Source organism: Mesorhizobium sp. M0051, assembly GCF_040323235.1.
Classification (GTDB): domain Bacteria; phylum Pseudomonadota; class Alphaproteobacteria; order Rhizobiales; family Rhizobiaceae; genus Mesorhizobium.
In genome coordinates this window covers 73,137-98,882 of sequence record NZ_JAMYUT010000011.1, presented here as the reverse complement: position 1 = coordinate 98,882, position 25,746 = coordinate 73,137, and the positions used below count along the sequence as shown (strand labels likewise).

31 protein-coding genes are annotated in these 25,746 nt (G+C 63.4%); 6 read left to right on the top strand and 25 right to left on the bottom strand.

Annotated elements, in window-relative coordinates:
• The first annotated feature begins 68 nt into the window (after positions 1-68).
• Positions 69-1,328, top strand: coding sequence for a ubiquinone biosynthesis hydroxylase (locus NKJ90_RS13885; RefSeq protein WP_023760946.1), 1,260 nt, complete (start codon positions 69-71; stop codon positions 1,326-1,328).
• A gap of 164 nt (positions 1,329-1,492) precedes the next feature.
• Here the strand turns inward: NKJ90_RS13885 and NKJ90_RS13880 are convergent, their stop codons facing one another.
• The 3 genes from NKJ90_RS13880 to NKJ90_RS13870 form a co-directional block, all read right to left on the bottom strand.
• Positions 1,493-2,020 (bottom strand): hypothetical protein, encoded by a 528-nt coding sequence (locus NKJ90_RS13880; protein ID WP_023760947.1) that lies wholly within the window; start codon positions 2,018-2,020, stop codon positions 1,493-1,495.
• Between the two features lie 148 nt (positions 2,021-2,168).
• Positions 2,169-2,525 carry a YciI family protein gene (locus NKJ90_RS13875; RefSeq protein WP_023760948.1) on the bottom strand — a complete coding sequence of 119 codons (357 nt, stop codon included), beginning with the start codon at positions 2,523-2,525 and terminating at the stop codon, positions 2,169-2,171.
• Positions 2,522-2,758: a hypothetical protein gene (locus tag NKJ90_RS13870; RefSeq protein WP_023760949.1), complete on the bottom strand. Its 237-nt coding sequence runs from the start codon at positions 2,756-2,758 to the stop codon at positions 2,522-2,524. Before NKJ90_RS13870 ends, NKJ90_RS13875 begins: the two co-directional genes overlap by 4 nt.
• A gap of 232 nt (positions 2,759-2,990) precedes the next feature.
• Here NKJ90_RS13870 and NKJ90_RS13865 point away from each other — a divergent pair, with 232 nt between their 5' ends.
• On the top strand, positions 2,991-3,416 hold the full coding sequence (locus tag NKJ90_RS13865) for an OsmC family protein (RefSeq protein ID WP_023760950.1): 426 nt from the start codon (positions 2,991-2,993) through the stop codon (positions 3,414-3,416).
• A gap of 52 nt (positions 3,417-3,468) precedes the next feature.
• On the opposite strand, the gene NKJ90_RS13860 is transcribed toward NKJ90_RS13865, so the two are convergent.
• From NKJ90_RS13860 to NKJ90_RS13830, 7 genes are all read right to left on the bottom strand, one after another.
• A complete protein-coding gene (locus tag NKJ90_RS13860; protein WP_023760951.1) occupies positions 3,469-4,098 on the bottom strand; it encodes a YceH family protein in 630 nt (209 codons plus the stop codon).
• Positions 4,099-4,131: 33 nt separating this feature from the next.
• Complete coding sequence (locus tag NKJ90_RS13855) at positions 4,132-4,911, bottom strand: succinate dehydrogenase iron-sulfur subunit (RefSeq protein WP_023760952.1); 780 nt, start codon at positions 4,909-4,911, stop codon at positions 4,132-4,134.
• Complete coding sequence (locus NKJ90_RS13850) at positions 4,911-5,348, bottom strand: DUF3052 family protein (protein WP_023760953.1); 438 nt, start codon at positions 5,346-5,348, stop codon at positions 4,911-4,913. Before NKJ90_RS13850 ends, NKJ90_RS13855 begins: the two co-directional genes overlap by 1 nt.
• Before the next feature lie 2 nt (positions 5,349-5,350).
• On the bottom strand, positions 5,351-7,186 hold the full coding sequence (gene sdhA, locus NKJ90_RS13845) for a succinate dehydrogenase flavoprotein subunit (RefSeq protein WP_023760954.1): 1,836 nt from the start codon (positions 7,184-7,186) through the stop codon (positions 5,351-5,353).
• A gap of 1 nt (position 7,187) precedes the next feature.
• On the bottom strand, positions 7,188-7,583 hold the full coding sequence (gene sdhD / locus NKJ90_RS13840) for a succinate dehydrogenase, hydrophobic membrane anchor protein (RefSeq protein ID WP_023760955.1): 396 nt from the start codon (positions 7,581-7,583) through the stop codon (positions 7,188-7,190).
• A 2-nt stretch (positions 7,584-7,585) separates the two neighbouring features.
• Positions 7,586-8,005, bottom strand: a complete 420-nt coding sequence (gene sdhC / locus NKJ90_RS13835; protein ID WP_352486155.1) for a succinate dehydrogenase, cytochrome b556 subunit — start codon at positions 8,003-8,005, stop codon at positions 7,586-7,588.
• Positions 8,006-8,260: 255 nt separating this feature from the next.
• Positions 8,261-8,677, bottom strand: a complete 417-nt coding sequence (locus NKJ90_RS13830; RefSeq protein WP_023760957.1) for a hypothetical protein — start codon at positions 8,675-8,677, stop codon at positions 8,261-8,263.
• Positions 8,678-8,939: 262 nt separating this feature from the next.
• Here NKJ90_RS13830 and NKJ90_RS13825 point away from each other — a divergent pair, with 262 nt between their 5' ends.
• Positions 8,940-9,302: a hypothetical protein gene (locus NKJ90_RS13825; RefSeq protein WP_023760958.1), complete on the top strand. Its 363-nt coding sequence runs from the start codon at positions 8,940-8,942 to the stop codon at positions 9,300-9,302.
• 60 nt (positions 9,303-9,362) lie between these two features.
• On the opposite strand, the gene NKJ90_RS13820 is transcribed toward NKJ90_RS13825, so the two are convergent.
• From NKJ90_RS13820 to rplS, 10 genes are all read right to left on the bottom strand, one after another.
• Positions 9,363-10,580, bottom strand: a complete 1,218-nt coding sequence (locus tag NKJ90_RS13820; RefSeq protein ID WP_023760959.1) for a GGDEF domain-containing protein — start codon at positions 10,578-10,580, stop codon at positions 9,363-9,365.
• 110 nt (positions 10,581-10,690) lie between these two features.
• Complete coding sequence (locus NKJ90_RS13815; RefSeq protein ID WP_023760960.1) at positions 10,691-11,887, bottom strand: GGDEF domain-containing protein; 1,197 nt, start codon at positions 11,885-11,887, stop codon at positions 10,691-10,693.
• Positions 11,888-12,047: 160 nt separating this feature from the next.
• Positions 12,048-13,457 carry a 3-isopropylmalate dehydratase large subunit gene (gene leuC, locus NKJ90_RS13810; protein ID WP_352486154.1) on the bottom strand — a complete coding sequence of 470 codons (1,410 nt, stop codon included), beginning with the start codon at positions 13,455-13,457 and terminating at the stop codon, positions 12,048-12,050.
• Positions 13,458-13,739: 282 nt separating this feature from the next.
• Positions 13,740-14,111 (bottom strand): VOC family protein, encoded by a 372-nt coding sequence (locus tag NKJ90_RS13805; RefSeq protein WP_352486153.1) that lies wholly within the window; start codon positions 14,109-14,111, stop codon positions 13,740-13,742.
• A gap of 141 nt (positions 14,112-14,252) precedes the next feature.
• The gene (locus NKJ90_RS13800) at positions 14,253-14,888 is read right to left on the bottom strand and encodes a class I SAM-dependent DNA methyltransferase (RefSeq protein WP_023760962.1); all 636 of its coding nucleotides are present in this window, start codon (positions 14,886-14,888) and stop codon (positions 14,253-14,255) included.
• A 54-nt stretch (positions 14,889-14,942) separates the two neighbouring features.
• The gene (locus NKJ90_RS13795) at positions 14,943-15,755 is read right to left on the bottom strand and encodes an amino acid ABC transporter permease (protein WP_023760963.1); all 813 of its coding nucleotides are present in this window, start codon (positions 15,753-15,755) and stop codon (positions 14,943-14,945) included.
• Between the two features lie 264 nt (positions 15,756-16,019).
• The gene (locus tag NKJ90_RS13790; RefSeq protein WP_023760965.1) at positions 16,020-16,817 is read right to left on the bottom strand and encodes a transporter substrate-binding domain-containing protein; all 798 of its coding nucleotides are present in this window, start codon (positions 16,815-16,817) and stop codon (positions 16,020-16,022) included.
• Between the two features lie 177 nt (positions 16,818-16,994).
• Complete coding sequence (locus NKJ90_RS13785; RefSeq protein ID WP_023760966.1) at positions 16,995-17,495, bottom strand: MarR family winged helix-turn-helix transcriptional regulator; 501 nt, start codon at positions 17,493-17,495, stop codon at positions 16,995-16,997.
• Positions 17,492-17,926: an organic hydroperoxide resistance protein gene (locus NKJ90_RS13780; protein WP_352486152.1), complete on the bottom strand. Its 435-nt coding sequence runs from the start codon at positions 17,924-17,926 to the stop codon at positions 17,492-17,494. Before NKJ90_RS13780 ends, NKJ90_RS13785 begins: the two co-directional genes overlap by 4 nt.
• 143 nt (positions 17,927-18,069) lie before the next feature.
• Complete coding sequence (gene rplS, locus NKJ90_RS13775) at positions 18,070-18,618, bottom strand: 50S ribosomal protein L19 (RefSeq protein ID WP_023760967.1); 549 nt, start codon at positions 18,616-18,618, stop codon at positions 18,070-18,072.
• A 325-nt stretch (positions 18,619-18,943) separates the two neighbouring features.
• Here rplS and NKJ90_RS13770 point away from each other — a divergent pair, with 325 nt between their 5' ends.
• Positions 18,944-19,696 (top strand): sulfite exporter TauE/SafE family protein, encoded by a 753-nt coding sequence (locus NKJ90_RS13770; protein ID WP_023760968.1) that lies wholly within the window; start codon positions 18,944-18,946, stop codon positions 19,694-19,696.
• Here NKJ90_RS13770 and trmD read toward each other — a convergent pair.
• Both trmD and rimM read right to left on the bottom strand, forming a co-directional pair.
• Entirely contained in the window at positions 19,678-20,379 is a 702-nt protein-coding gene (trmD, locus tag NKJ90_RS13765) for a tRNA (guanosine(37)-N1)-methyltransferase TrmD (protein WP_023760969.1), read from the bottom strand. The two genes, NKJ90_RS13770 and trmD, sit on opposite strands and share 19 nt — an antisense overlap.
• Complete coding sequence (rimM, locus tag NKJ90_RS13760) at positions 20,376-20,975, bottom strand: ribosome maturation factor RimM (protein WP_023760970.1); 600 nt, start codon at positions 20,973-20,975, stop codon at positions 20,376-20,378. The genes trmD and rimM overlap by 4 nt, the downstream gene beginning before the upstream one ends.
• Positions 20,976-21,072: 97 nt before the next feature.
• Here rimM and NKJ90_RS13755 point away from each other — a divergent pair, with 97 nt between their 5' ends.
• Both NKJ90_RS13755 and NKJ90_RS13750 read left to right on the top strand, forming a co-directional pair.
• On the top strand, positions 21,073-22,011 hold the full coding sequence (locus tag NKJ90_RS13755; protein ID WP_023760971.1) for a tyrosine recombinase XerC: 939 nt from the start codon (positions 21,073-21,075) through the stop codon (positions 22,009-22,011).
• Positions 22,012-22,072: 61 nt separating this feature from the next.
• Positions 22,073-23,143: a TraB/GumN family protein gene (locus NKJ90_RS13750; RefSeq protein ID WP_023760972.1), complete on the top strand. Its 1,071-nt coding sequence runs from the start codon at positions 22,073-22,075 to the stop codon at positions 23,141-23,143.
• Between the two features lie 2 nt (positions 23,144-23,145).
• On the opposite strand, the gene NKJ90_RS13745 is transcribed toward NKJ90_RS13750, so the two are convergent.
• The 3 genes from NKJ90_RS13745 to lpdA all read right to left on the bottom strand — a co-directional run bounded on the left by NKJ90_RS13745 (position 23,146) and on the right by lpdA (position 25,723).
• Positions 23,146-23,343 carry a DUF2867 domain-containing protein gene (locus NKJ90_RS13745; RefSeq protein WP_348626172.1) on the bottom strand — a complete coding sequence of 66 codons (198 nt, stop codon included), beginning with the start codon at positions 23,341-23,343 and terminating at the stop codon, positions 23,146-23,148.
• Positions 23,277-23,621: a DUF2867 domain-containing protein gene (locus NKJ90_RS13740; protein WP_352486169.1), complete on the bottom strand. Its 345-nt coding sequence runs from the start codon at positions 23,619-23,621 to the stop codon at positions 23,277-23,279. Before NKJ90_RS13740 ends, NKJ90_RS13745 begins: the two co-directional genes overlap by 67 nt.
• Before the next feature lie 695 nt (positions 23,622-24,316).
• Entirely contained in the window at positions 24,317-25,723 is a 1,407-nt protein-coding gene (gene lpdA, locus NKJ90_RS13735; RefSeq protein ID WP_023758896.1) for a dihydrolipoyl dehydrogenase, read from the bottom strand.
• Positions 25,724-25,746 lie beyond the last annotated feature (23 nt).

Sequence of the window (25,746 nt, the reverse complement as noted above, 5' to 3'; positions counted from 1 at the left end):
CGGTTTCCGACAGGACGGACAGGCAGTCAAGGGCGCAAGACGCGGCTGGCGCGCAAGGAGCGAAGTTGATGCAACGCAAGGTGGACACGAAAACCAAGCCTGGACTCGATGTTCTGGTCGCCGGCGCCGGTTATGTCGGCCTGGCCAGCGCCGTATCGCTGAAGCAGGCCCGTCCGGGCCTTGCCGTCGCTCTCGTCGATGCCGCGCCGGCCGGTGTCTGGCAAAGGGATGGCCGCGCTTCGGCCATTGCCGCCGCCGCCTGCCGGATGCTCGACCAGCTCGGCGTGTGGGCCGAAATGGCGCCGCAGGCCCAGGCGATCACCGAGATGATCATCACCGATTCGCGCACTTCCGATCCGGTGCGTCCGGTCTTCCTGACCTTCGACGGCGAAGTGGCGCCGGGCGAGCCGTTCGCACATATGGTCGCCAACAAAGTGCTGAACGGCGCCTTGCGGGCCCGCGCCGAGAAACTCGGCATCGACATCATCGAAGGCGTGGCGGTGCAGGGTTTCGAGACCAACGGCGGTGGCATCACCGTGCATCTCGCCGACGGTGCGACACTGAAGGCGCGGCTGCTGGTCGCCGCCGACGGCGTCAACTCCAAGCTGCGCGACATGGCCGGCATCAAGACGGTGAAGTGGGAATATGGCCAGTCCGGCATCGTCTGCACGGTCGCGCATGAACGCCCGCACAACGGCCGCGCCGAAGAGCATTTCCTGCCGGCCGGCCCTTTCGCGACGTTGCCGCTCAAGCCCAGCGAGGACGGCACCAATCGCTCGTCGATCGTCTGGGTCGAGCGCACGCAGGATGCCGAGAAGCTGGTGGCCGGTGACGACCTCGTCTTCGAGCATGAACTCGAACAGCGCTTTAGTCTGAAGCTCGGCGAGATCCGCGTTGCCGACAAGCCGCGCGCCTGGCCGCTCGGCCTCACCATCGCCCGCGCTTTCGTCGCTCCGCGCATCGCGCTCGCCGGCGACGCCGCCCACGGCATCCATCCGATCGCCGGACAGGGCCTCAATCTCGGCTTCAAGGATGTCGCCGCACTTGCCGAGGTGATCGTCGAGGCCGACCGGATCGGCCAGGATATCGGCGCGCTCGACGTGCTCGAACGCTACCAGCAATGGCGCCGCTTCGACACGGTCCAGATGGGCATCACGACGGATGTGCTGAACCGGCTGTTTTCCAACGACATCGGCCCGCTGCGCGCCGTCCGCGACATCGGCCTCGGCTTGGTCGAACGCATGCCGCGCCTGAAGGAGTTCTTCATCCGCCAGGCGTCGGGACTGTCCGCTAGCACGCCTCGATTGTTGAAGGGCGAGGCGATCTGATCGGGGTGTCATTACACGCAAGGGTGTGTTGAGATTCAGATCAGGCCGAGTCGAGAACGGTGGGTTTCGAGAACCGGAGCGGAGCGTACGTTTGGGTACGCGAGAACCGGAAGCGCAGGAAGCTGCCGTTCGCAGGCCGGCATCACCTGAATATCAGCATACCCCTAGTTCACCTCGAAACCCAGCTTCTGCCGCAGCCGCAGTATGCGCTGGTCGGATATCTCGAGGCGTTTCTCGCCGCCTTGGGCGGCGCGGTTGACCATCTGCAGCAGGTCGTTGCGCTCGGCGACATCGAGGCGTTCGCGCAGGAACGGCGCCAGCTTGTCGATGACAACAGTGGTGTCGTCGATCTGTGCTGCCGCCCATTTGGCGTAGATCACCGCTTCGTCCGTCTTCTTCTTGTCGGCGATCTCGGAGATCACCAAGCGAATGACAGCCTCGCGTCGCGGCAGGACCGGCCCTTCCTCGGAGACGATTGCGGTGATCAGCGTCGCGGCGGCCACCACCGGATCGTCGATCGCGGTCAGTGGCGACAGGGCCGCCTGCTTGCGCAGCTTCTTGCGGCGCACCGAACCCTGGACCCGGCCGATGACATCGGCAACGTCACGCGCAGCCTCGTTCATGGCCTTCATCCGGTACCACCAGAACGCCGCCGCGCCCAGCACGCCAAGGACAGCAATCAAGAACGGCATGCCGACACCCCCCAAAATCCCGCCAACGATAGGAGAACTCTTGCGGTGCTTCAACATGCAAGAGTTGCGCCGGGCGAAGAACTCGGACCCCGCCAGGCGCTTCCGATGAAACCACCGCTCCAGACGACGGGCGACGAAGGAATCGCCTCTACGATCCCGGCACATCGTAGATCGCGCGCACCTCGATAGTGCCGATTTCGGCCAGCGGAATCTCGGCGGCGATCTCCAGCGCCTGGTCAAGATTATCAGCCTCGATCATGACGAAGCCGAGCAATTGCTCCTTGGTTTCGGCGAACGGGCCGTCGGTGATCAGGCTCTTGCCCTTGCGCCTGCGAAGGGTCTTCGACGTTTTCACCGATTGCAGCGCCTGGGCGATGATCAGTATCCCACGCTGATCCAACGAACGGTCATGAGCCATCGAATCGGCATCGAGCTTGGCCAGACGCTCCGGCGTCATGGCATGGAGGTCCTTTTCCTCACCATAGACCAGACAGACATATTTCATTTCCAGCTCCCTTGCTGCGTCGAACCAGTCGAACCATAGGACGCGGTGACGAGCGTGTCAGCGTTGCCCCTGACCGCTGCCGCATGGTCGAGAAGGCACGCCGCGATGCCGATGATGGCAACCGCGACCAGAAGCCGGCCAAAACCGGACGCCGGCGGGTGCAACCAGAAGTCTTCCGGTCGGCAGGCATTGCGGCCTGCGCCTTTCCACGGTGCGAAAAACAGATTGTCCATACGAACCTCCATCCGGCCACAACCTCGTGGCCGCCCGCAGGACGGGCGCGGGAGATCAAAGCCGACATTTTTGCACATGCACTTTTTCGAAAAGAATTTGGCCACCAACTGCGCAGTGGTTCAAAGAGCGCAGTGGCCTTCGCCTTCGCGCGCGCTATAGTTGACCGGACGCCGGGGCTCCCCCAGGCAACCAGCCGCGGCAACCCCAGCCACGACAACCAAGGAGGAATTCATGGACCGCACCGCAAACGCCGTCTGGAAAGGCGATCTGAAGGGGGGCACGGGCACGCTCGACACCCAGAGCGGAACCCTGAAGGGCACGCCCTATTCGTTCAAGGCACGCTTCGAGGACGAAAGCGGCAAATCCGGCACCAATCCGGAAGAGCTGATCGCGGCGGCGCACGCCGGCTGCTTTGCCATGCAGTTCTCGCATTTCCTGGCCGAGAACGGCACGCCCGCCACCGAACTCGACGCCAAGGCGGTGGTGACGCTGGTTCCCGGCACGGGGATCACCGGCAGCGCCCTCACGGTGGTCGGCAAGGTGCCCGGCATCGATGCCGCGAAATTTGGGGAGCTGGCCGAAAAGGCCAAGGCCGGATGTCCGGTCTCGAAGGCGCTCGGCGCCATAAATGTATCGCTTGACGCTCGGCTCGGCTGAGCACGCTGGATCCAGCGTGATGACCCGGCGCGAACGCACAGGCGCGCCGGGGTTATGCGCCCAGCGCGTCTAGCCGGGCGCGAAGTGCGGCGACTTCCTGCTCCAGCACCTCCAACCGCGCCTCCAGGTCGGAAGCCGGCAGGGCCGATGCACTCCGCTGCGCCGAAAGGGCTGCAACGTCCACAGGGCCGCTGAGGAGATGCACGTAGCGGTCCTCGCGTTGGCCCGGTCCGCGCGGGATTTCCTGGATGAGTGGCGGTCGGCGGCCGATCAGCATGTCGAGTTCGGCGCGCAGATCTTCGATCGATGAGAATCGCGCCATACGCTCGCTCCGCGCCAGCAGTTCATGTGCCGTCTGCGGCCCGCGCAGCAACAGCAGGCCGATCAAAGCGGTCTGCGGCGTCGTCAGCGAGAAGCGCTGCGCCATCTGGTGCTCGTAGCGCTCGACGCGCGAACCGAACATCTGCCGCACCAGCCCCTTTTGTTCGAGCAGCTTCAGCCCCCGGTGCACCTCGACCTGTTCCAGCGCCATCACCGGCTCGCGCGCCGTCTTCTGGTTGGCGGCGGCCAGTGCTGCATTGAGCGTCAGCGGATAGACATCCGGCGTCAGCTCCTTCTTCTCGATCAGGCAGCCGAGGATGCGCGCCTCGACGGGGGAAAGAATTGGAAGATCATCGCTCATTGGATTTGCTCGCGCCGGCAACCAACCTGCCGCCTAGACCCTTCTCTCAACCATCATCTTCTTGATCTCGGCGATCGCCTTGGCCGGGTTGAGGCCCTTGGGGCACGTTTGCGCGCAGTTCATGATGGTGTGGCAGCGATAGAGCCGGAACGGATCCTCGAGATCGTCGAGCCGCTCGCCCTTGGCCTCGTCGCGGCTATCGATCAGCCAGCGATAGGCCTGCAAAAGCGTTGCCGGACCGAGATAGCGATCGCCGTTCCACCAATAGCTCGGGCACGAGGTCGAGCAGCAGGCGCACAGGATGCACTCGTAGAGCCCGTCGAGCTTCTCGCGGTCCTCATGGCTCTGCAGCCATTCCTTGGCCGGCTCAGGCGACACCGTCTTCAGCCATGGCTGGATCGAGGCATGCTGGGCGTAGAAATTGGTAAGGTCCGGCACCAAATCCTTGACCACCTGCATATGCGGCAGCGGATAGACCTTGACGGCGCCGGAAATGTCGTCGCATCCCTTGGTGCAGGCCAGCGTGTTGGAGCCGTCGATGTTCATGGCGCAGGAGCCGCAAATGCCCTCGCGGCAGGAGCGGCGCAAGGTCAGCGTCGGATCGATCTTGTTCTTGATCCAGAGCAGCGCGTCGAGCACCATCGGCCCGCAATCGTCCATGTCGACGAAATAGGTGTCGATGCGCGGGTTCTCGTCATCGTCCGGTGACCAGCGGTAAATGCGGTACTCGCGCAGGTTGGTTGCGCCCTCCGGCTTCGGCCAGGTTTTGCCCGCCTTGATCTGCGAATTCTTGGGGAGTGTCAGTTCGACCATTACCTCAGGTCCTTTCGGATGACGAGCTTCAGCCCGGACCAGATTTCATTGACGGCGGCCACTTTCACGTCGACCAGATCGCGCTTCAGCGCCGCGGCGCGAACAACACCTTCGGTGACGTCAGTGGCCACTTTCGAAGCCTTTTTCGGCCAGGATACCCAGACCATGCCGTCGCGCTTGATCGCTGCCTCGACATCGCCGAGGCGATCCTCGATCTCGGCGCGTTGCCGGGCGAAGGCATGGACGGCGTCGTATTTCAGGATCGTTCCCGAAATATCAGACCAATCGGCCAGCCGATCGACTTGAGCGAAGTCAACGGCCTCAGTGAGATCGCTGAGATCATCGGGGAGCGCGATGAAGGCGGCGGTCATGCCGTCCTTCAGGCCGAGCTTGGCCGGAAGGGGCGTGCCGGAATATCCCGAGGCCGCCAGCGCCATCGTCAATACACCCTGGCCTTCGGTGCGATCTTGACCGGGTTGATACCCCCATCTTGTTCCTTGAGCAGCAGTTCGGTGTGCACTGGCCGATAGCTGAGCGTCACCTTGCCGTCTTCGCTGAGCCTGGCCAGCGTGTGCTTGCGCCAGTTGGCATCATCTCGGGCTGAAAAATCCTCCCGCGCATGCGCGCCACGGCTCTCCTTGCGCGCCGCGGCGCCGTAGACCGTGGTGATGGCGTTGGCCATCAGGTTTTCCAGTTCCAGCGTTTCGACAAGGTCGGAGTTCCAGATCATCGAGCGATCGAACACCTTGACATCCCTGAGCTCGCCCCAGATCTGCGAAATGCGTTCGCAGCCGCTGTCCAGCGATTCCTGGGTACGGAACACCGCCGCGTCTTCCTGCATCGCCTTCTGCATCTTCTCGCGCAGTACCGCCGTCGGCGTCGAGCCGCTGGCGTGGCGCAGCCGATCGAAGCGGTCCATGATCTTTTCGACCGAGGCCTCATTGGGCGAAGGAATTGCCGAATTGCGGTCGATGACCTGGCCCGCCCGGATCGCCGCCGCGCGGCCGAACACCACCAGGTCGATCAGCGAGTTCGAACCGAGCCGGTTGGCGCCATGCACCGAGGCGCAGCCGGCCTCTCCGACCGCCATCAGCCCCGGCGACACCTGGTCGGGATTGAGTGCCGTCGGGTTGAGCACCTCGCCCCAGTAGTTGGTCGGCACGCCGCCCATATTGTAGTGCACCGTCGGCAGCACCGGGATCGGCTCCTTGGTCAGGTCGACGCCGGCAAAGATCTTGGCCGATTCCGAAATGCCCGGCAGCCGCTCATGCAGCACGGCCGGATCGAGGTGGTCGAGGTGCAGGAAGATATGGTCCTTCTTCGGGCCGACGCCGCGGCCTTCGCGGATCTCAAGCGTCATGCAGCGCGAGACGACATCGCGCGAGGCAAGGTCCTTGGCCGATGGCGCGTAGCGCTCCATGAAACGCTCGCCCTCGGAGTTGACGAGATAGCCGCCCTCGCCGCGCGCGCCCTCGGTGATCAGGCAGCCGGCGCCGTAGATTCCGGTCGGGTGGAACTGCACGAACTCCATGTCCTGAAGCGCGAAACCCGCCCGCGCGGCCATGCCGCCGCCGTCGCCGGTGCAGGTGTGCGCCGAGGTGGCCGAGAAATAGGTGCGGCCATAGCCGCCTGTCGCCAGCACCACCATCTTGGCCGAGAAGCGGTGGATGGTGCCGTCGTCGAGGTTCCATGCGACGACGCCTGTACAGGTCCCGTCCGGCTCCATGATCAGGTCGAGTGCGAAATACTCGATGAAGAACTGGGCATTGTTCTTCAGCGACTGGCCATAGAGCGTGTGCAGCATGGCGTGGCCGGTCCGGTCTGCGGCGGCGCATGTGCGCTGCACCGGCGGGCCTTCGCCGAAATTCATCATCATGCCGCCGAACGGCCGCTGATAGATCTTGCCCTCCTCGGTGCGCGAGAACGGCACGCCGTAATGTTCGAGTTCGTAGACGGCGGCGGGCGCCTGCTGGACCATGTACTCCTGCGCGTCGATGTCACCCAGCCAATCCGATCCCTTGACGGTATCGAAAAGGTGCCATTGCCAATTGTCGGGTCCCATATTCGCAAGTGAAGCGGCAATGCCGCCCTGCGCCGCCACCGTGTGCGAGCGGGTCGGGAACACCTTGGTGATGCAGGCGGTGCGCAGGCCCTGTTCGGCCATGCCGAGCGTGGCGCGCAGCCCGGCACCGCCGGCGCCGACGACAACGACGTCGAACTTGTGGTCGACATAAGTATAGCCAGCGCTGTTGGCTCGTTTTGCGTCCTTGGCCAACTCAGCCTCCGAATGTCAGCTTGAGCAGGGCGAAGATCGAGGCGACGCCGACCGCTATGGGGAAAAATGTGTTGAGCGCGATCAGCGCCAGCTTCATGCCCTCGCCATGCACGTAATCCTCGATGATCGCCTGCATGCCGAGGCGCATATGGGTGAGCCCGGAGACCAGCACCAGGGCCATCACCATCGCCACGAACGGATTGGCAAGAGCTGCCCGCACATGCTCATAGTCGGCGCCGTTGAGTGCAATCAGGAAACCGACGAAGAACAGCATCAGCGGGATGTTGGCGATCGCGGTCAGGCGCTGGCGCCAGAAATGTCCGGTGCCCTCGCGGGCGGACCCGAGGCCGCGGACCTTCGCCAGCGGCGTGCGCATGTCGGAGTTGTTGTCGCTCATGATCAGGCTCCCCGCGCCATATAGCCGGCGATCCAGATCAGCAGCGTGAGCAGGATGGAGCCGGCCAGCGTGGCCCAGGCGATCTTCGAGGCCGTGTGCTTCTCCAGACCGTTGCCGGTGTCCCAGACCAGATGGCGCACGCCACCCAGCATGTGGTGCATCAGCGCCCAGGTGTAGCCGAACAGGATCAACCGGCCGAGCCAGGTGCCGAAGGCCCAGTTGACCCAGTCGAACGTCGCCTGCGAGCTTGCCGCAGCCATCAGCCACAGCGCGACCAGCAGCGTACCGAAATACAGCGCCCCGCCCGTGATGCGATGGATGATCGACATCGTCATCGTGATCGGCGGCCGGTACACGCTCAGATGTGGCGAAAGCGGCCGTTCACGTCTGGCAAATTCGCGGGTGGCTGGTGATTTGCTCATGGCTCCCCCAGTTCGGCGTCTCCTGCCTCATGTGGAAATGCGGCATTGCCGCTTCCGGTTGCGACTTCGGACAGCCGGTTTCTAATGCTCTTTTTGCACCGCGTCAAAGCCAGAAAACCGTTTCGAAAACGTAATTTAGTCTGACTAAACGGCAAGGTCCCGGCTTCAATCGATTAGCGCTGGGGCCCGAAGCCGGCTCGATATCGCTGCAGTGCAGCATGCCTGTCACCGGGCCCAGTGATATCGAGATTGGCGCTAGCGTTTGCAGGTCTGCGGCGTCGACCCCTTCTTCATCACCAGCGCTTCGCTTCCGTCGATCACGATTGCGTCATGTGTGCCCGCCTGGTAGCGGCTGCTCTGGTTGGCAGGCGACGCCGCAAACTCCTCGGTCGCGCCGTCGGACCCGACCACACGCAATGACGTGCCGAGATTCTGGATGGCAATCATGCCGTTATTGCCGCATCTGTAGGTGGCCGTGCCTATGCCGGATCGCGGCGCAGTAAGGTCGGTGGTGATCTTGGTTGCAGCTGCCGGGGGCGCCGCGGCTGCGATGGACGGCTGAGCCGGCGCAGACGAATTGACCGCCTTCGGCGCGCCATCCTGCGGCACACAGGCAGCAACGGTAACGAGCAACGGGAAAACGGACACCCAAACCATTCGGCGTACCGCCATTTGCCGTCCTCCCGCGCGGCAAATCAGCCGCGAATGCTTTGCCAAGATTTAGGTCATCCCGACGCAGAGACGAACGCCGGCGCGATGGTGCGGCCAAGCATGGCCGAATGATGGCCGCCGGGTTTTCCATCCAGTCGGATATTAACGGATATTAACCATGTTCACCGAGACATCGCCGCGAAGCGCGTCAGCCTCTTAACAAAGGTTAAGAAAGCGTTAATTTCCGATTCGAGGAGGCTTTCCTCAAGACATGGAGGACGCCATGCGTTCGAATTCGGGCAGATCGCGCCTTGCGGCGCTCACAGTGGCGGCCTCGGTCGTCGGCCTCGTGGCGCCAGCAGTCGCCGGTGCGCGGCATCAGGATCGCGTCTACGCCGATTCCTTCGGCAATCTCGTCATCGACAGTGCCGCCGGCTACAAGCGCATCCTCGTCGGCGAAGGCAGGCTGGCCAAGCAACTGTCCGACTACACCAGCGCCGGCCAGCCCAAGGTGATCTACGAGAACGAAGCCGACGATCTATCAGGCTACAGCGATTGCTACCGGCCACCGGTGCTGGTGAAGGGCCGTTCCTATATGTACGGACTTTCCGACGGTGAGATGCCGGAACTCAGCCCCTGCCGCTAGACTCGTGTTTGGACGCAATTTCCAAGGGAAAGCGCACCGCGCCTTTCTCGGGGAAACGTCTCACATTTCTCCTGGAATTGCTCTGCCGTCCATTCCGGCTGACGACCAGTTGTCGGCTGGCCCGGCCGAGATGCGCACGCAATCGCGCCCGGCATTCTTCGCCTGATAGAGCGCCTGGTCGGCGCGCCGCATCAGATCGGTAAAATCTTCGCTCGGATGAAGTTCGGCGACGCCGAAACTCGCTGTGCAGCGATTGTCCGCCGGCAGCCCGTTTATGGGAAGCGCACTGAAAGCACTGCGGGTGCCCTCGGCAAACAGCCGGGCGGCGGCAAGATTGGTTCCCGGCAGCATGATGGCGAACTCCTCACCGCCGATGCGGCCGGCGACATGATGGCCGGCGGCGGCCTCACGCAGGAAACCTGCAAAAGTCTCGATCACCCGGTCGCCGGACGCATGGCCGAAACTGTCGTTGACGCTCTTGAAGTGATCGAGGTCGGCGATAACCAGGGCGACCGGCACGCCTTGCCGCATCGCGCCAAGCACCGCCAACTCCGCATGGCGGGTGAAGCCGCCGCGGTTGAGCAGGCGCGAAAGCGTGTCCGTCTCCGATTTCGAGGTCACTTCGGCAAGCACGTCGCGAACCAGGATGGCCAGCATCAGCAGCGCCAGCGCCAACGCAAAGACCGTGCCGAGCGATTGCGACACCAGCGCGTAGCTGCTTTGCAGATAGGCTTGCGGATTGGCGCCCCAGCCGCCGAGCGCATGCGCAATGAACGGCTTTGAGGCAAACTGCAGGCCGCTCGCTGCCAGAACGGCCATCAATATGCGATCGAGATGGGCGGGCCCTTGCCTCGATGACCAGACGATTGCCAGCCCGACGAACTGCATGACCGCATAGGGAAGCTGGTAGGCCATCATGCGGACCAGCGACTGGCGTGGCAGGTCCTGCACGAAATACACGGCCATGGTCGTGGCGACCAGGAACAACAGCATCGGCAGCCAGGGCGGCTCCACGCCATACTTGCGGGCAAGCCCGCCATTGAACGCAATTGTGGCGCCAAGGAAAACCGCGAAGGCGGCAACGACCGGGAGCCGCGCGTCGGTGAAGGCGGGAATGCTGAATTCGATCGCCGAATAGGCCATCCCCAGCAGATAGCCAAAAGCCAGCCAGCGCGCCGCAGCGCGGCCGACATCATGGATGGCAATCGCCATGAAGGACGCCGCCAGCAGGCCTGCAACCGACAAATTGATCAAAAGGATGAAGTTGGCGCCGCTCATGATCTTCCCGCACCCGCGCCGACAGCTAAGCATCGACGGGCGAAGAAGACGTTAATGCTAGTGCATGTCGTCAAAAATGGTTCCGGTTTTTTCGGCCCGGCCGTGCGAGATCAGCCCAGCTTGAGCGGCTCCGGGACGAACGCCGTTTCCGGCCGCTCATAAGACAGGCGCACGCTGTCGCGGCCATTCTTTTTGGCTTTGTAGAGCGCGTCGTCGGCACGGCGCATCAGCGGCTCAAGCGCCTCGTCACCGCTTCGGGCCGCCACGCCGAAGCTGGCGGTGACCTTGGTGCCGACAGGAAGCCCGTCGACATGGCCAGCCGAATAAAGCGTTCGCACGGCCTCGGCGAACAGCCGCGCGGCGCCGAGGTCGCTGAGCGGCAGCAGCACGGCGAATTCCTCGCCGCCGATACGCCCGGCAACACCGCGTGCGCCTGCCGCGGAGCGAAGCTTGGCGGCGAAATCAGCGATCACCCGATCGCCCGCCGCATGTCCATGCACGTCGTTGAGCGCCTTGAAATGATCGAGGTCGGCCAGCACCAGCGCGACCGGAAACCGCGCGGTGGCGCAGTGCCGCAAGAGCAGCATGCCTCGCTCCTCGAAACCGCGGCGGTTGAACAGGCCCGACAGCGGATCGGTATGCGTCTCCGTTTTCAGCGCCTTCATCACGTCGAGTGCGGCGGCGCAAAACAGGCACAGCGCAATGAGCAGCGACAGCAGAGCGTGCGACAGAAGCGCCGTCGTCCAGTAGGACGAGCCGTAGAACCCGTCATAACTGGTGAAGGGCCCGTGCGCGACTACGACGATAAGGGTGCGCACGAAGAAGTTGACGCCCGACAGCAGCGACAGCACGAACAGGATGTTTTCGGTCGGGCCGTTGCGGCGCACCGGGCGCAGTTCGGCGGCGACCAGAAGGCTGATCCCACCGAAAGCGAAATTCATCGCCAGGATACGCCAGGTGAGATCCGGCGCGACGAACAGGAACCAGCACAACGAAGCCAGGCCGCCGCCCGCCAGCACGCCGATCCCAACATAGGGCACCTTGCGGCCATGGCGGTGCACGACGGCGCCGGACAGGCAGCAGCCGGCTATGGTGAAGCAGATGTTCGACGCCAGCTTGGTCAGCGGCATGCCGATCGGCAAGGTGAAATACTGCAGCAGGAAGCCGACCGCCGAGAGACTGTAGCTGATCGCCAGCACGGCGAGATACGGGCGGTGGCGTTGATAGGACCATAGCACGAGGAACGCAGCGCCGAGCGCCAACGCTATCGTCGGATTGAGCAGCGCTATGAGCAGACCCGTGTCCAAACGACTGTGATTTCCCCGCTTACGTCGGGGAAGACTTAGAGCGCAAGCGCAAACAAGCGGTTAAGCGAAAGCGAATATGTGAACGGACCGGATAAAAAAGGCCCCGGAGCCGCAAAGCGGTCCGGGGCCTGGAACGTGTTCGAAGCTGGGCGCTTCGGAGTTATTTCCACTCGCGGATGTCGACGAAGTGGCCGGCGATCGCCGCCGCCGCCGCCATCGCCGGCGACACCAGATGTGTGCGGCCCTTGAAGCCTTGCCGGCCCTCAAAATTGCGATTCGAGGTCGAGGCGCAGCGCTCATGCGGCTTCAGCCGGTCGTCATTCATGGCAAGGCACATCGAGCAGCCCGGCTCGCGCCAGTCGAAGCCGGCGGCAACGAAGATCTTGTCGAGGCCTTCGGCTTCCGCCTGTTCCTTGACCAAGCCGGAGCCCGGCACGATCATCGCATCGACATGCGGGCTGACCGTCTTGCCTTCGACCACCTTGGCGACGGCGCGCAGATCCTCGATACGGCCATTGGTGCAGGAGCCGATGAAGACGCGATCAAGCGAGATATCGGTGATCTTGGTGCCTGGCGTCAGCCCCATATAGTCGAGCGCGCGCTGCTTGGAGGTGCGCTTGTTTTCATCGGTTATGTCTTCCGGGTTCGGCACGATGCCTTGCACCGACACGACATCCTCGGGCGACGAGCCCCAGGAAACGATCGGCGGCAGCTTGGCCGCGTCGAGCACGATCACCTTGTCGAAATGCGCGCCCTCGTCGGACCGCAGCGTCTTCCAGTATTCGAGTGCCGCATCCCAGGCCGCGCCCTTCGGTGCGCGCGGCTTGTCCTTGACATAGGCGAAGGTCGTCTCGTCGGCGGCGATCAGGCCGGCGCGCGCACCGCCTTCGATCGACATGTTGCAGATCGTCATGCGTCCTTCCATCGACAGTGCACGGATCGCCTCGCCGGCATATTCGATAACGTAGCCGGTGCCGCCGGCAGTGCCGATCTCGCCGATGATGGCCAAGATGATGTCCTTGGCGGTGACGCCTTCCGGCAACTGGCCGTCGACGCGCACCAGCATGTTCTTGGCTTTGCGCTGGATCAGCGTCTGCGTCGCCAGCACATGCTCGACCTCGGACGTACCGATGCCGTGCGCAAGCGCGCCGAAGGCGCCATGCGTCGAGGTGTGGCTGTCGCCGCAGACGATGGTCATGCCGGGCAAGGTGAAACCCTGCTCGGGGCCGATGATATGGACGATGCCCTGGCGGATATCGTTCTCGGAATAATATTCGACGCCGAAATCCTTGGCGTTCTTGGCCAGCGCCTCGACCTGGATGCGGCTTTCCTCGTTCTTGATGCCGAACTTGCGCTCGGGCGAGGTCGAGACGTTGTGATCGACCACGGCCAGCGTCTTTTCCGGATGCCGGACTTTTCTGCCGGTCATGCGCAGGCCCTCGAAGGCCTGCGGGCTGGTCACCTCATGGACGAGGTGGCGGTCGATGTAGAGCAGGCAGGTGCCGTCATCCTGGCGGTCGACGACATGGTCGTCGAAAATCTTGTCGTAGAGGGTGCGCGGTGCGCTCATGTGCGTAAATCCGTCGATATGAGAATGAGAAAGAGCAGACGCCTGACTTTCGGCCCGGCGAAACGACCTGGACAGGTCGGCCTAGGAAAGTCGGCTGGTCAGCGCCCCGGACACGCGCGCGGAGAAGCGCGACGGCAGGCGTTTCCTGTCCTGCAGCACGAACCCCTTATAGGCCGGATCGCCAAATAGCTCTTCCATGGCGTGGCTCATACCAATGTTTTGGCTTTTCGGCAATTGCGTGCCTTCGCGGAACCTGGTTGCCCGCCCCCCGAAATGGGGAGATCACTGTCTGTCCTTCTTGAATTCGAACAGCTCAATCACATTGCCCGATGGATCTTCAAGCAGAATAGCCCGGCCAGCGCCGCCATCGCTGATGTCCCCGCGGAACGTCGCGTCGGCCGTGCGCAACCGGCTGATCAGGGTGTCCAGCCCCCTGGTTATGACCATGAACCTGTTCCATCCGCCTGGCTCCGGTTCACCTCCGGCCTGACCACCGCTTCCCGCACCTGGAGCGCTGAGATACAGGGTAAGATCGTCGCGAAGCAGCGCTGCGAACTTGCCAGGATTGTGCATTTCGACCTTGAATTCGAGATTGTCTCGGTAGAATTCTACCGCCTTGTCTATGTCGGCAACGATATAACGGACGGACGCCATTCAGCCTTCTCCTCTTGTGCCGAGATACTGCGGCGGCGCCATAGTAGCGGTGAGGCGCAGCCCCACGGTTTTGGAACGCACCGACGTGTACATGGTTCCGACCGATGGGGTGCTTGGATGGCGAGGACCAAGCTTATTCCGCTACAGGATTTCGAACACAAAAGTCTTCACCAACGCATCCGGCTCGGCGATCGCATAGCAGCGGAACCATGGGCTTCGCTCGACCGCCCGCCATTTTTTCATCTGCTCCAGTTGGTCGAACACGGCCTGAAAGCCGCCGCTCTCGAACACCTGGTCGCGCACGGTGAAGATCGCATGTCCGCCCTTCCGGGTGATGCGCACCAGTTCATGCAGGCCAGACGCCGGCGCATGGCTGATGGTGAACACCCCGGCGGAGAAGAAGGCGCGGAAGTGGCCGTCCGGCCATGGCAGAGTCCCGCCCAGCATCGCCTGCTTCAGCTCGCTATAGGCGTTGCGGCTGCCGGCGATCTTCAGCATGTCGCCGGAAAGGTCGAGCCCGGCAATGTCGCGGTAGCCGAGCGCCTTCAGTGACGGCCCCGACAGGCCGGTGCCGCAGCCGGCATCGAGCAATGGCCCGTCGCCTGCCGGCACATGGCGCGCCACCCAAGCGGCGATCAGGAAAGGCAGGAGATAGCCGAGCGATGCGGTCTCGCTGTCATAGGTCGCGGCCCATGCGGCATAGGCCTCTTCAAGCGCCTCCGGCGTGTCGGCCGTATAGACCGAATCCAGCGCCGCATTGGCTTTGTCGACGATCATGGGACCTCCTCAACGAGAATGCTGAGGGATCGTAGCGCTGTCTTGGCCCGAAAACTATTGCTCGTGCTGGCGATGCAGCCGCCGTTCCAGTGCGCGCAAGGCCAACGACAGGCCTACCGTCAAGATGAGATAGATATAGGCCACGATCGAATAGGTCTCGAAGAAGCGGAACGAACCGGCGGCATAGACCTTGCCCATCTGCGTGATGTCGGCGACCCCGAGCACCGAGACCAGCGATGAATCCTTGACCAGGGCGACGAAGTCATTGCCGAGCGGCGGCAGGATGGTGCGGATCGCTTGCGGGAATACGATCAGCCGAAAGCGTTGCGCCCGGCTCAGCCCGAGTGCCTTCGCCGCTTCGATCTGACCCTTTTCCACCGCCTGGATGCCGGCTCGGAAAACCTCCGAGATGAAGGCCGAATAGCCAATGGTCAGCGCCATGATGGCACGCCACAAGAGTGACACGTCGCGCACCAGCAACTCGCCCAGCATGCCGGCGCTTTGCAGCGGCTCGGTCAGCGCGTTCCAGGCCGTGACGAAGGCCGGTGCACCGACAAAGGCGATCCAGAACAACAGCACCAGGATCGGCACGCCGCGGATGATCTCGACATAGAAGCGGGCCATCTGGCGTAGCCAGCGTGAGCCGGACATTCCCATCAGCGCAATGCCGAGGCCAATGACCGAGGCCAGCACGAAGGCGATCACGGTGACGAAGATGGTGATGCCGATACCCTTGGCAACCGTGGCGAAGACCTGGGCGTAGAGGTTGCTGGTGGCGACGAAGACGGCCACCGCGATCGCTACGGTTACAGCAACGACGAGCCACCAGGGGAAGTCGGCTTTGGAGGAAGATGCATGCGTCGACATTCAGGCGATGCCGGCCAAGCAAATGTCGCGACGCGCCAGGCCACCCCCCTCTATCCTGCCGGACATCTCCCCCTCAAGGGGGGAGATTGGCAGCCTCGATGACGTCGCTCTTTCTCTAACGTTTGCGATTGGCGAAATCAGAATGAACAGCCAATCTCCCCACTTGAGGGGGAGATGCCCGGCAGGATAGAGGGGGGCGTTCAAGCGAAAAGTCAGCGCGAATTGTCGCGCATAACCATCATGTAATGCGCGTGGCAAGGAGGCCTACTGCCCCATCTTGTAATCAAGAAACCATTTCTTGTTCAGCGCATCGAGCGTCCCGTCGGCCTTCAACGCCGCGATGGCCGCGTTGACCGGCTTCACCAAATCCGAACCCTTCGGGAAGATAAAGCCAAAATCCTCGGTGCCGAGCGGTCCGCCGATCAACTTCAGCTTGCCTTCGGAAGCATCGACATAGCCTTTGCCTGCGGTGCCGTCGGTCAGCACGACATCGACGTCCCCGGATTTCAGCGCCTCCACCGTCGCACCAAACGTCTCGAACAGCTTGATGCGCGGGTTCTGCTCGTTGCCGTCGAGCACGCTGTAGACCGCGGTGTAGAAGGGCGTGGTGCCGGCCTGCGCGCCGATCAAGCCGTCCTTGAAGGCGCCGAAGGTCTTGGCGTCGGTGAAGCGGCTTTCATCGCCGCGCACCAGCATGAACTGTTCCGAACGCATATAGGGGTCGGAGAAATCCACCTTCTCCTTGCGGTCGTCCTTGATGGTGATGCCGGTCATGCCGATGTTGTACTGGTTGTCGGAAACCGCCTGGATCATCGCGTCCCAGGAGGTGTTCTGGTACTCGACCGTGAAATTGAGCCGCTTGGCGATCTCGTTCATCGCATCATATTCCCAGCCGATCTGCTTGCCGGTCTTGGCGTCGATGAACTGCAGCGGCGGATAGGCGTTTTCGGTCACTACCACAACTTTCTTGCCGCCAAGGTCGGGCAGCGCCTGCGCGAACGTGGCAACAGGCGCGAGGATGAAGGCAAGCAGGCCTGCCAGCAGCAGTTTCGATTTGGTCATGACACACTCCCCGGGAATTGAATGACCCGGGCATGGCCGGGTTTGCAGGAAAATCCGGCGCCGACTTTAGCTTTCCGCAGGCGTCATGCAAGACGCTCCGCTGCGTCAGTGCACGCGAAAGCGGATTCCAATGCTTTCAATCCCGCAATTCGAGAAGGATCAGTGCTGCGGCTGCGATCAGCTCGGGCTCGCGGTGCCGGGATCCGCCTTGCGCAAGCCGGAGACGAACCGCGTCAGGGTGTGGTGCAGGTACTTCAACTCGTCGACGTCCAACGGCAGATTGCAAAGCATCGCTGCCGGTACGCTTCTGGCCTGCTCGCGCAGTGCCTGGCCCTTCGCCGTCGGCTCCACCAGAACCCGGCGCTCGTCGGCGGGGTCGCGACGGCGCGTGACTAGGCCGCCGGCCTCCAGCCGCTTGAGCAGCGGCGTCAGCGTCGCAGAATCGAGCCCGAGCGCCTCGCCAAGTTCGCCCACTGTGCTCGGTGAGCGCTCCCACAGCGCCAGCATCGCCAGATATTGCGGATAGGTCAGGCCGAGCGGATCGAGCAACGGACGATACAGCCGCGTCATCAGCCCACTTGCCGAATAGAGCGCGAAGCAGAGCTGTTGATCGAGTTTTGCCACCCCGGAGAATTGCGCCGGGGCATGTGTGGACGTGGTTGTCGTTTCCGCGGTCATGCTGCCTTTGCCGGAAGCGCCTTTGCCGAAAGCGTCACTTCGATGTTGCCCTTGATGGCGTTGGAATAGGGGCAAACCTGATGCGCCGCCGATACAAGCGCTTCCGCCGCCGTTTGATCAAGACCTTTCGTTTCCGCCGCGAGCGATACGCCAAGCACAAATCCGCCCTGCGCATTGCTGTGCAGGCTGACATTGGCCGTCACCGAGGCGTCCTGCAGCGGCAGTTTCTGCTTGCCGGCGATGAAGCGCATGGCGCTTTCGAAACAGGCGGCATAGCCGGCGGCGAAAAGCTGCTCGGGATTGGTGGCGCCGCCCTTGCCGCCCAGCTCCTTGGGCATGGCAAGGTCGAGGCTGAGCAGGCCATCATTGCTCTGGACATGGCCGGCGCGGCCGCCGACGGCGCGGGCTTGGGTGGAATACAATGCAGGCATTTCGCTTCTCCAGTTAAATCGTGCACGATTATTTAGTACACGATATAAACCGAGTCAACCGCGGATTTCAGCCAGCCCAACTGTTCTCCGGGAACTCAAAAAGGCGGCCGAAGCCGCCTTTTTGAACATGCTCGTCGAAAACCTTATTCGGCGGTGGCTGCTTCGGCAGCCTTGGCGGCTTCAGCGGCCTCGGCGGCGGCCTTCTTCTCGGCGGCGTCCTGGGCGGCCTTCTCAGCGGCCAGAGCCTCGGCGGCGGCTACCTTCTCGGCCTCGATGCGGGCCTTCTCGGCGTTCAGCGCATCGCGCTCCTCGTCATTCAGCTTGCGGGCGCGCACGCCGGTGTTTTCCGAAATACGGGCCGACTTGCCGCGACGATCGCGCAGGTAGTAGAGCTTGGCGCGACGCACCTTGCCACGGCGCACGATCTCGACGCCTTCGACCATCGGCGAGTAGACCGGGAACACGCGCTCGACGCCTTCGCCGTAGGAAATCTTGCGAACGGTGAAGTTCTCCTGGAAGCCGGCGCCGGCGCGGGCGATGACGACGCCCTCATAAGCCTGGACGCGAGTGCGGGTGCCTTCGGTCACGCGGACCTGGACGCGCACGGTGTCGCCAGGCTGGAATTCGGGAAGCTTGCGCTTGGCTTCGATCTTGGCGGCCTGTTCGGCCTCGAGCTGACGGAGAATATCCATCTCAAAAGTCCACTTCTTGTTCTTCCGACAGTCAGAGCGTCCGACACTCGCCTTGCAGTTCCATTGACCGCTCGGCTATGCCCTTTGTTCGAGACATCTGTCTTTGAAACATCGGGCAGGGGCGACTACACCGTCATTGTTGACGGGTCCGGCAGATTCTTTCTGGCCGGTACGGGCGGGCACATACAGCTATTTCGCAGCTTTGTCACGCCTTGGCCGCGCATTTTCTGCTCGGATGGCACCATCGTAATCTTGCCGTGCCGGGTTGCTCCGGGCCCTCAGGCCTCCTAAGCCTGCAATACCACAGTTTTTGAGCGCCACCTCCATGTCTGTATTCGATGCCATCCTGCTGTTCCTGGCGGGCTTTCTGTCAGGCGCCGCCAATGCGGTCGCCGGCGGTGGCACCTTCATCACCTTCGGCGCCATGACGCTGGTCGGCCTGCCGCCGATCGTCGCCAACGCCACGTCCTCGGTCACGCAATTTCCGGGCTACATCACCTCGACGCTCGCCTACTCTGCCGACATCAGGCATTTCTGGCGCGGCGCGCTTGTGCTGTGCCTGATCTCGGCGTCCGGCGCGCTGGCCGGCGCACTGATCTTGTTGGCGCTGGATAACCCATCGTTTCGCGCCTTGGTGCCATGGCTGCTGTTAGGCGCGACGGCGCTGTTCGCCGCAGGGCCGTGGCTAAAGCCGGCGCCAAAACCCGGCCATGAAGCTTCCGTGGGCTCACTCGCCGGCTCGCTGGCGCAGTTCGTCACCGCCGTCTATGGCGGCTTCTTCGGCGCCGGCATGGGCGTGATGATGCTGGCAACGCTCGGCCTCACACAAGCCGGCGACTACCATCGGCTGAACGCACTGAAGAACATGCTGGCCGTGGTCATCGCCGCTGTCGCGATCGCCGTCTTCGTCTCGGGCGGCGTCGTTGCCTGGCCTCAGGCGATCATCATGATCCCGGGCGGCGCGCTGGGCGGCTATGCCGGCGTCTGGATCGCCAAGCGCGTGCCGCAGAACGCGGTGCGCGGCTTCGTCGTCGCCGTCGGCCTGTTTCTTGCCTTTTACTACTTCACCAAGGGCTGAGCAGCAGCAAGCAGGTCCGGACGCCTCTCCGCGGTCAGCTTTTCCGACTCCGCCCGCCGCCATGCGGCGATCTTCTTGTGGTTGCCGGAAATCAGCACCTCGGGAATCTCGCGGCCTTCGAATTCCTGCGGTCTTGTATAGTGCGGGTGTTCGAGCAGGCCGTTCTCGAAACTCTCTTCCTCGCCGGATACTGCGTTGCCCATGACGCCCGGCAACAACCGCACCACCGCATCGAGCAGCGCCAGTGCGGCGGGCTCGCCGCCAGAGAGGATGAAATCGCCGATGGAGACTTCCTCCAATTCCCGCGCTTCGATCACCCGTTGATCGACCCCCTCGAAGCGGCCGCAGACGATGACGGCACCAGGACCCGCGGCCAGTTCGCGCACCCGGGCCTGGGTCAGCGGTCTGCCGCGCGGGCTCATCAAAAGCCGTGGCCGTGCATCACTTGGCGGCGAGGTATGGTCTATCGCTTTCGCCAGCACATCGGCACGCATCACCATACCGGCGCCGCCGCCAGCCGGTGTATCGTCGACGGTGCGGTGGCGGTCGGTGGCGAAGTCGCGGATCTGGATCGCCTCCAGCGACCATGTGCCGGCCTCAAGCGCACGCCCGGCCAACGACAGGCCGAGCGCGCCCGGAAACATTTCGGGATAGAGCGTCAGCACGGAGGCGAAAAAACTCACCGGTTGCCCCCGGCGTCGCTCGGTCCGCGCGGCCTGCCCTTCGGGTCGAAGTCTTCTTCGCGCGGGCCATCGCCGTCCGCGTCGTCGACCAGCCCGGCCGCCGCCGGGTCGACCCGGACGAAGCCTTCGGCAATGGACACTTGTGGCACCGCTGCCTGCGTGAACGGGATCAGCACGCCCTTGCGCCCGCCCAGCGTCACATCGAGGATATCACCGCCGCCGAAATTATGCACGGCGACGACCTTGCCGAGCACGGCACCCGTGTCGTCCCGGACTTCCAGGCCGACGAGGTCGGCATGATAGAATTCGTCTTCTTCGCCGTCGTCCGGCAGCATCGAGCGATCGACGAACAGCTCCGTGCCGGCCAGCGCCTCGGCGGCGTTGCGATCACTGATACCCTTGAAACGCACCACGACGACGGTGTTGGCGGGCCTGATGTCGATGATCTGGAAAGCACGGCCGTCCCTGGCATAGAGCGGGCCATAATCGGCCAGCGCCATCGGCTCGCCGGTGAAGGTCTTCACCCTGAGTTCGCCCTTGATGCCATGGGCGGCGCCGATCACGGCCATCTGGACAGGGTTCTGGGGCTTGCTCATGGCGAAATATCCTTTGGCCTGCTCTAGCCCCACGCGGCTGTCATTTCAATGACGGGCTCTTCACCGCTTCCTAACCCGAATACCCGAAAATGCCGCCATGCAAGAATTCCTCATCCCGGCCAAACCCGATCTCCAGGCGGCGCGTGAAAGCTGGCTGAAGATGCTCGCGCGCGAACGCCGACTGTCGCCGGAAACCGTCGAAGCCTATGAGCGTGACGTCAGGCAGTTCCTGCATTTCCTGACCGGCCATTGCGGCGGCTCGCCCGGAATTGCGGACATCGCCAACCTGCGCCCGGCCGATCTGCGCGGCTTTCTCGCCGCGCGGCGCAACGCCGGCGCCGGGGCCCGAACGCTTGGCCGTGGTCTCGCCGGCATCCGCTCGTTGCTGCGTTTCCTCGAACGGCGCGGCCTCGCCAACGCGGCTGGCGCTGCCGCGTTGCGCGCGCCGCGCCAGCCCAAATCGCTGCCCAAGCCGCTGACGGCGAGCGATGCCAAGCATGTCGTTTCCGTCGAGGGTCAATTGGCGGAAGAACCCTGGATCGCTGCCCGCAACGCCGCCGTGCTGACGCTGCTCTACGGCTCCGGCCTGCGTATTTCCGAGGCGCTTGGCCTGGCCGGTGCCGACCTGGGGTCGGCGGCCGACACAGTATTGCGCGTCACCGGCAAGGGCGGCAAGACGCGGCTGGTGCCGGTGCTGCCTGTGGCGCTGCGGGCAATCGCCGAATACCGCCGGCTCTGCCCCTATCATCTCGACCCCAAGGGCCTGCTGTTTCGCGGTGCGCGCGGCGGCCCGCTCAACCCGGCCATAGTCCAGCGCGACATGGCCAAGCTGCGCTCGGCGCTCAACCTGCCCGACACCGCGACGCCGCATGCGCTGCGCCATTCCTTCGCTACGCATCTGCTCGGGCGCGGCGGCGACCTGCGCACCATCCAGGAGCTCTTGGGCCACGCCAGCCTGTCGACGACGCAGATCTACACCGGCGTCGACACCGCAAGACTGCTCGAAATCTACGAATCCGCCCATCCAAGGGCATAAACCCTTCAATTTCGCCGTGCAGGTTAACCGTTTTGCCGCTTTTCGGTCTTAGAAGAGGATCATGAAACGCGTCATCGCCATCGCCGACCGTGCAGCTCACGTCTCCCTGAAGCTGCTTGTTGCGCTCAACGTCCTGTTTTTTCTGTCGTTCCTCGCCGTCTTGCTCTTCGCGGCCGGCAGGGCGCATGCCGAAATCCCGACCTGCAGCGGCGCCGACATGCTGTCGGCCCTGCAGAAGAATGATCCGGCGACCTATCGCAAGATAGAGGCCGAAGCAGCGGCGACGCCGAACGGCAAGGGCCTGTTGTGGAAGCTGGAAAAGCCGGGCGAAAAACCATCCTTCCTGTTCGGCACCATGCACATGACCGACCCGCGCGTCACCACGCTGCCCGCGGACGCGCAGAAGGCCTATGACGCCGCCGGCACCATCGTCATCGAAACCACCGACGTGCTCGACAAGCAGAAGATGATGGTCGCGATGCTCAAGGAACCGGACCTGATGATGTTCACCGACTCGACGACGCTGTCGTCGCTGTTGTCACCCGACGATGCCGCGGCCATGAACACCGCCCTCGACGCGCGCGGCATCCCGCCGGCGACCGTTGCCAAGATGAAGCCGTGGATGCTGTCGGCCATGATGGCATTGCCGGCCTGCGAGCTCGCCCGCCAGTCCGGCGGCGCACCGGTGCTCGACGTCAAGTTGGCGGAGGGTGCAAAGGCTGCCGGAAAGCCGGTGGAAGGGCTGGAGACGGCTGAAAGCCAGCTGCGCGCCATGGCCTCGCTGCCGCTGGCCTTTCACATGAAGGGCCTCGTCGACACGCTGAAGCTCGGCGACAAGGTCAACGATATCAACGAGACCATGATCGTGCTCTACCAGCGCGGCGACACCGGCATGTTCTGGCCGCTGTTTCGCGCCGCCATGCCGGGAGGGCAGGACGACCCGGCGGGCTATGCGTCGTTCGAGGAGACCATGATCACCAGCCGCAACAAGGTGATGGTCGAACATGCCGAGCCGATCCTTGCCAAGGGCAATGCCTTCATGGCGGTCGGCGCGCTCCACCTTCCCGGCCCCGAAGGCCTGGTCGAGGATTTCCGCAAGGCCGGCTACAGCGTTACACCTGTCGCATTCTAGCTCTATTTGGTCAAAACCTGAGCCAGCATCGCCGGAACGATGATCCGGTGAAACGGCATGACAATCGCCAGATACGCGCGCCCGAGCCAATTGTGTGTCTTGACGATGGTCGTTGCGGCCACCTCCTGACAAGTCATGCCGAGATCCCTGACTTCGACCAGGAGGCGGAAATCGAGATGCCGGTCGTCGAGGCCAAGCACGACCTTGCCGGGAAGCTGGCTGATGAGCGGAATATTCCGATCCGGCCAGCCGGCAACACCGCCGGCTCGTGGCCTGTCTTCAGCCCGAATGGCCTGACAGCAAGGTTGCGCAAGGCCGTGAGCCTGCCGACCCATCGCGGCGTTCGCCCCAGGGCCCGTTCCGCCGCGCCGAGCGCGGTCAACGAAAGACCTTCGGTGACCAGCACATAGCGGTCGGCGAATTGGGCTCCGGCAAGAGCAGCGAAGTGATTCGGAACAACCAGCACTGTTCGATTCATCATGGCAAATCCTCAGAAACGACCATAGCAGGCGCGAACGTGGCACACTGCGTGGCGAAACGACGCCATTTAGCCTCAGGAGAGGCAGGATTGCCCTTGTTTTTGGCGTTTTCCAACCCTAGCGTGAAACCAGTTAGGTGATTGCGCGTTAATTGGTGTTGATTGATATTTTTCATCCACGGAGGACAGTTTTATGGCGAACGCACCGAATCCAAACGACCCGTTCAATCCATCCACCAACACTCCGAGGCCAAGCGGCGGCGGCGGCGGCAGTGGTTGGCTGATTGCACTGGTCGTCGTTATTCTGGCGGTTGTCGCGTATTATGTTTTCGGAAGAAGTGGTGAGCACCCGGCACCGGCCGAGCCGCCGGCGGCCAGCACACCGGCCCCTGCACCCGCACCGGCGGAACCGATGAAGCCGGCCGAACCTGCGCCAGCCCCGGCACCAGCGCCTGCTCCGGCACCAGCGCCCGCGCCCGCGCCTGCTCCCGCGCCTGCTCCGGCCCCTGCGCCAGCACCGGCCCAATAAATCGGCCCGACACCAAATACAAACGGCCCACCGAAAGGTGGGCCGTTTTGTTTAGGCTATAGCGCCGGTCGCTCCTCGGCTTGAGCCAAGGATTCATGTCGCGAGGTTAGCCGAGAAATGCGGCTCCCTCTCCGCGCTGGGACCACGAAGCGTTGATCGCCTTTAGCTAAATGTGGAGCGGCTTGAAGAACGTTGCCAGCGCCGCCTCCTTGACCGCTTCCGACATCGTCGGATGTGCGTGGCAGGTGCGGGCGAGATCCTCGGACGAGCCGCCGAACTCCATCAGCACCGCCGCCTCGTGGATCAGCTCGCCGGCGCCGAAGCCGACGATATGCACGCCGAGCACGCGGTCGCTCGTCTTGTCGGCGAGGATCTTCACAAAACCGTCGGTATGCAGCATGGCGCGTGCCCGGCCATTGGCGCTGAAGGGAAACTTTCCCACCTTGTAGTCAATGCCTGCCTTCTTCAGCTCTTCCTCGGTCTTGCCGACCGAGGCGATTTCCGGGCTTGTGTAGACGACGCTCGGAATGACGTCATAGTTCACGTGGCCGGCTTGGCCGGCAATGATTTCCGCCACCGCCACGCCCTCGTCCTCGGCCTTGTGCGCAAGCATCGGTCCGGCGATGACATCGCCGATAGCATAGATGCCGGGAACGTTGGTCCGCAGATGGCCATCGATCTTGACACGGCCGCGTTCGTCGACCTCGACGCCGGCTTCCTTCAGCCCGAGGTTGTCGGAATAGGCGCGGCGTCCCGTCGAAATCAGCACCGCGTCGGCTTCGATGGACTCGGCGGCACCGCCCGTGACCGGCTCAAAAGTGACGGTCGCGCCCTTCTTGGCCTTGGCGACGCCGGTGACCTTGGCGCCGAGCTTGAACTCGAAACCCTGCTTCGACAAAAGCCGCTGGAACTGCTTGGAGACCTCGCCGTCCATCCCGCCCAGGATCGTGTCGAGGAACTCGACCACGGTGACCTTGGCGCCGAGCCGGGCCCACACCGAGCCGAGCTCGAGCCCGATAACCCCGCCTCCGACCACCACCAGATGGCCGGGCACCTTCTCCAGCGACAACGCCCCGGTCGAAGACACGATCACATTCTCATCAATGTCGACCTTGACGCCGGGAATGCTGGCGACATCGGAGCCGGTGGCGATGACGATGTTCTTCGTCTCGATCTCCTCGACCTTGCCGTCCTCGCCGGTCACCGAGACCTTGCCGGCCGCGATCACCTTGCCGGTGCCGCGAAACGCGTCGATCTTGTTCTTCTTGAACAGGAAAGCGACGCCGTTGACGTTCGAAGACACCGTCGCGTCCTTGTGCGCCATCATCTTCTTCAGGTTCAGCTTCGGCGCCGGTATCTCGACGCCCAGCGTGTCGAAGGAATGCCCGGCCTCGGCGAACATCTCGGAGGCATGGAGCAGCGCCTTGGACGGGATGCAACCGATGTTGAGACAGGTGCCGCCGAAGGTCGCGTTCTTCTCGACCACCGCGACCTTCAGCCCGAGCTGCGCCGCCTTGATGGCGCAGACATAGCCGCCCGGTCCCGATCCGATGATAACGACGTCATAAGCCATGATACTGTCCTTCTTGATTGGGG

Excerpts from the sequence above, each read along its gene's own strand:
- sdhC (WP_352486155.1), bottom strand. The coding sequence starts at position 8,005 with ATGAGCAAATCACCAGCCACCCGCGAATTTGCCAGACGTGAACGGCCG.
- NKJ90_RS13875 (WP_023760948.1), bottom strand. The coding sequence starts at position 2,525 with ATGAAATATGTCTGTCTGGTCTATGGTGAGGAAAAGGACCTCCATGCC.
- NKJ90_RS13800 (WP_023760962.1), bottom strand. The coding sequence starts at position 14,888 with ATGATCGTCGACAAAGCCAATGCGGCGCTGGATTCGGTCTATACGGCC.
- NKJ90_RS13855 (WP_023760952.1), bottom strand. The coding sequence starts at position 4,911 with ATGGTCGAACTGACACTCCCCAAGAATTCGCAGATCAAGGCGGGCAAA.
- NKJ90_RS13860 (WP_023760951.1), bottom strand. The coding sequence starts at position 4,098 with ATGAGCGATGATCTTCCAATTCTTTCCCCCGTCGAGGCGCGCATCCTC.
- NKJ90_RS13780 (WP_352486152.1), bottom strand. The coding sequence starts at position 17,926 with ATGCCTGCATTGTATTCCACCCAAGCCCGCGCCGTCGGCGGCCGCGCC.
- NKJ90_RS13750 (WP_023760972.1), top strand. The coding sequence starts at position 22,073 with ATGAAACGCGTCATCGCCATCGCCGACCGTGCAGCTCACGTCTCCCTG.
- leuC (WP_352486154.1), bottom strand. The coding sequence starts at position 13,457 with ATGAGCGCACCGCGCACCCTCTACGACAAGATTTTCGACGACCATGTC.
- NKJ90_RS13795 (WP_023760963.1), bottom strand. The coding sequence starts at position 15,755 with ATGTCGACGCATGCATCTTCCTCCAAAGCCGACTTCCCCTGGTGGCTC.
- NKJ90_RS13880 (WP_023760947.1), bottom strand. The coding sequence starts at position 2,020 with ATGCCGTTCTTGATTGCTGTCCTTGGCGTGCTGGGCGCGGCGGCGTTC.
- NKJ90_RS13740 (WP_352486169.1), bottom strand. The coding sequence starts at position 23,621 with ATGAATCGAACAGTGCTGGTTGTTCCGAATCACTTCGCTGCTCTTGCC.
- NKJ90_RS13820 (WP_023760959.1), bottom strand. The coding sequence starts at position 10,580 with ATGAGCGGCGCCAACTTCATCCTTTTGATCAATTTGTCGGTTGCAGGC.
- NKJ90_RS13850 (WP_023760953.1), bottom strand. The coding sequence starts at position 5,348 with ATGGCGCTGGCGGCCTCGGGATATTCCGGCACGCCCCTTCCGGCCAAG.
- lpdA (WP_023758896.1), bottom strand. The coding sequence starts at position 25,723 with ATGGCTTATGACGTCGTTATCATCGGATCGGGACCGGGCGGCTATGTC.
- NKJ90_RS13885 (WP_023760946.1), top strand. The coding sequence starts at position 69 with ATGCAACGCAAGGTGGACACGAAAACCAAGCCTGGACTCGATGTTCTG.
- NKJ90_RS13825 (WP_023760958.1), top strand. The coding sequence starts at position 8,940 with ATGCGTTCGAATTCGGGCAGATCGCGCCTTGCGGCGCTCACAGTGGCG.
- NKJ90_RS13870 (WP_023760949.1), bottom strand. The coding sequence starts at position 2,758 with ATGGACAATCTGTTTTTCGCACCGTGGAAAGGCGCAGGCCGCAATGCC.
- NKJ90_RS13865 (WP_023760950.1), top strand. The coding sequence starts at position 2,991 with ATGGACCGCACCGCAAACGCCGTCTGGAAAGGCGATCTGAAGGGGGGC.
- NKJ90_RS13785 (WP_023760966.1), bottom strand. The coding sequence starts at position 17,495 with ATGACCGCGGAAACGACAACCACGTCCACACATGCCCCGGCGCAATTC.
- rplS (WP_023760967.1), bottom strand. The coding sequence starts at position 18,618 with ATGGATATTCTCCGTCAGCTCGAGGCCGAACAGGCCGCCAAGATCGAA.
- NKJ90_RS13805 (WP_352486153.1), bottom strand. The coding sequence starts at position 14,111 with ATGGCGTCCGTCCGTTATATCGTTGCCGACATAGACAAGGCGGTAGAA.
- NKJ90_RS13790 (WP_023760965.1), bottom strand. The coding sequence starts at position 16,817 with ATGACCAAATCGAAACTGCTGCTGGCAGGCCTGCTTGCCTTCATCCTC.
- NKJ90_RS13755 (WP_023760971.1), top strand. The coding sequence starts at position 21,073 with ATGCAAGAATTCCTCATCCCGGCCAAACCCGATCTCCAGGCGGCGCGT.
- NKJ90_RS13830 (WP_023760957.1), bottom strand. The coding sequence starts at position 8,677 with ATGGCGGTACGCCGAATGGTTTGGGTGTCCGTTTTCCCGTTGCTCGTT.
- rimM (WP_023760970.1), bottom strand. The coding sequence starts at position 20,975 with ATGAGCAAGCCCCAGAACCCTGTCCAGATGGCCGTGATCGGCGCCGCC.
- sdhD (WP_023760955.1), bottom strand. The coding sequence starts at position 7,583 with ATGAGCGACAACAACTCCGACATGCGCACGCCGCTGGCGAAGGTCCGC.
- NKJ90_RS13770 (WP_023760968.1), top strand. The coding sequence starts at position 18,944 with ATGTCTGTATTCGATGCCATCCTGCTGTTCCTGGCGGGCTTTCTGTCA.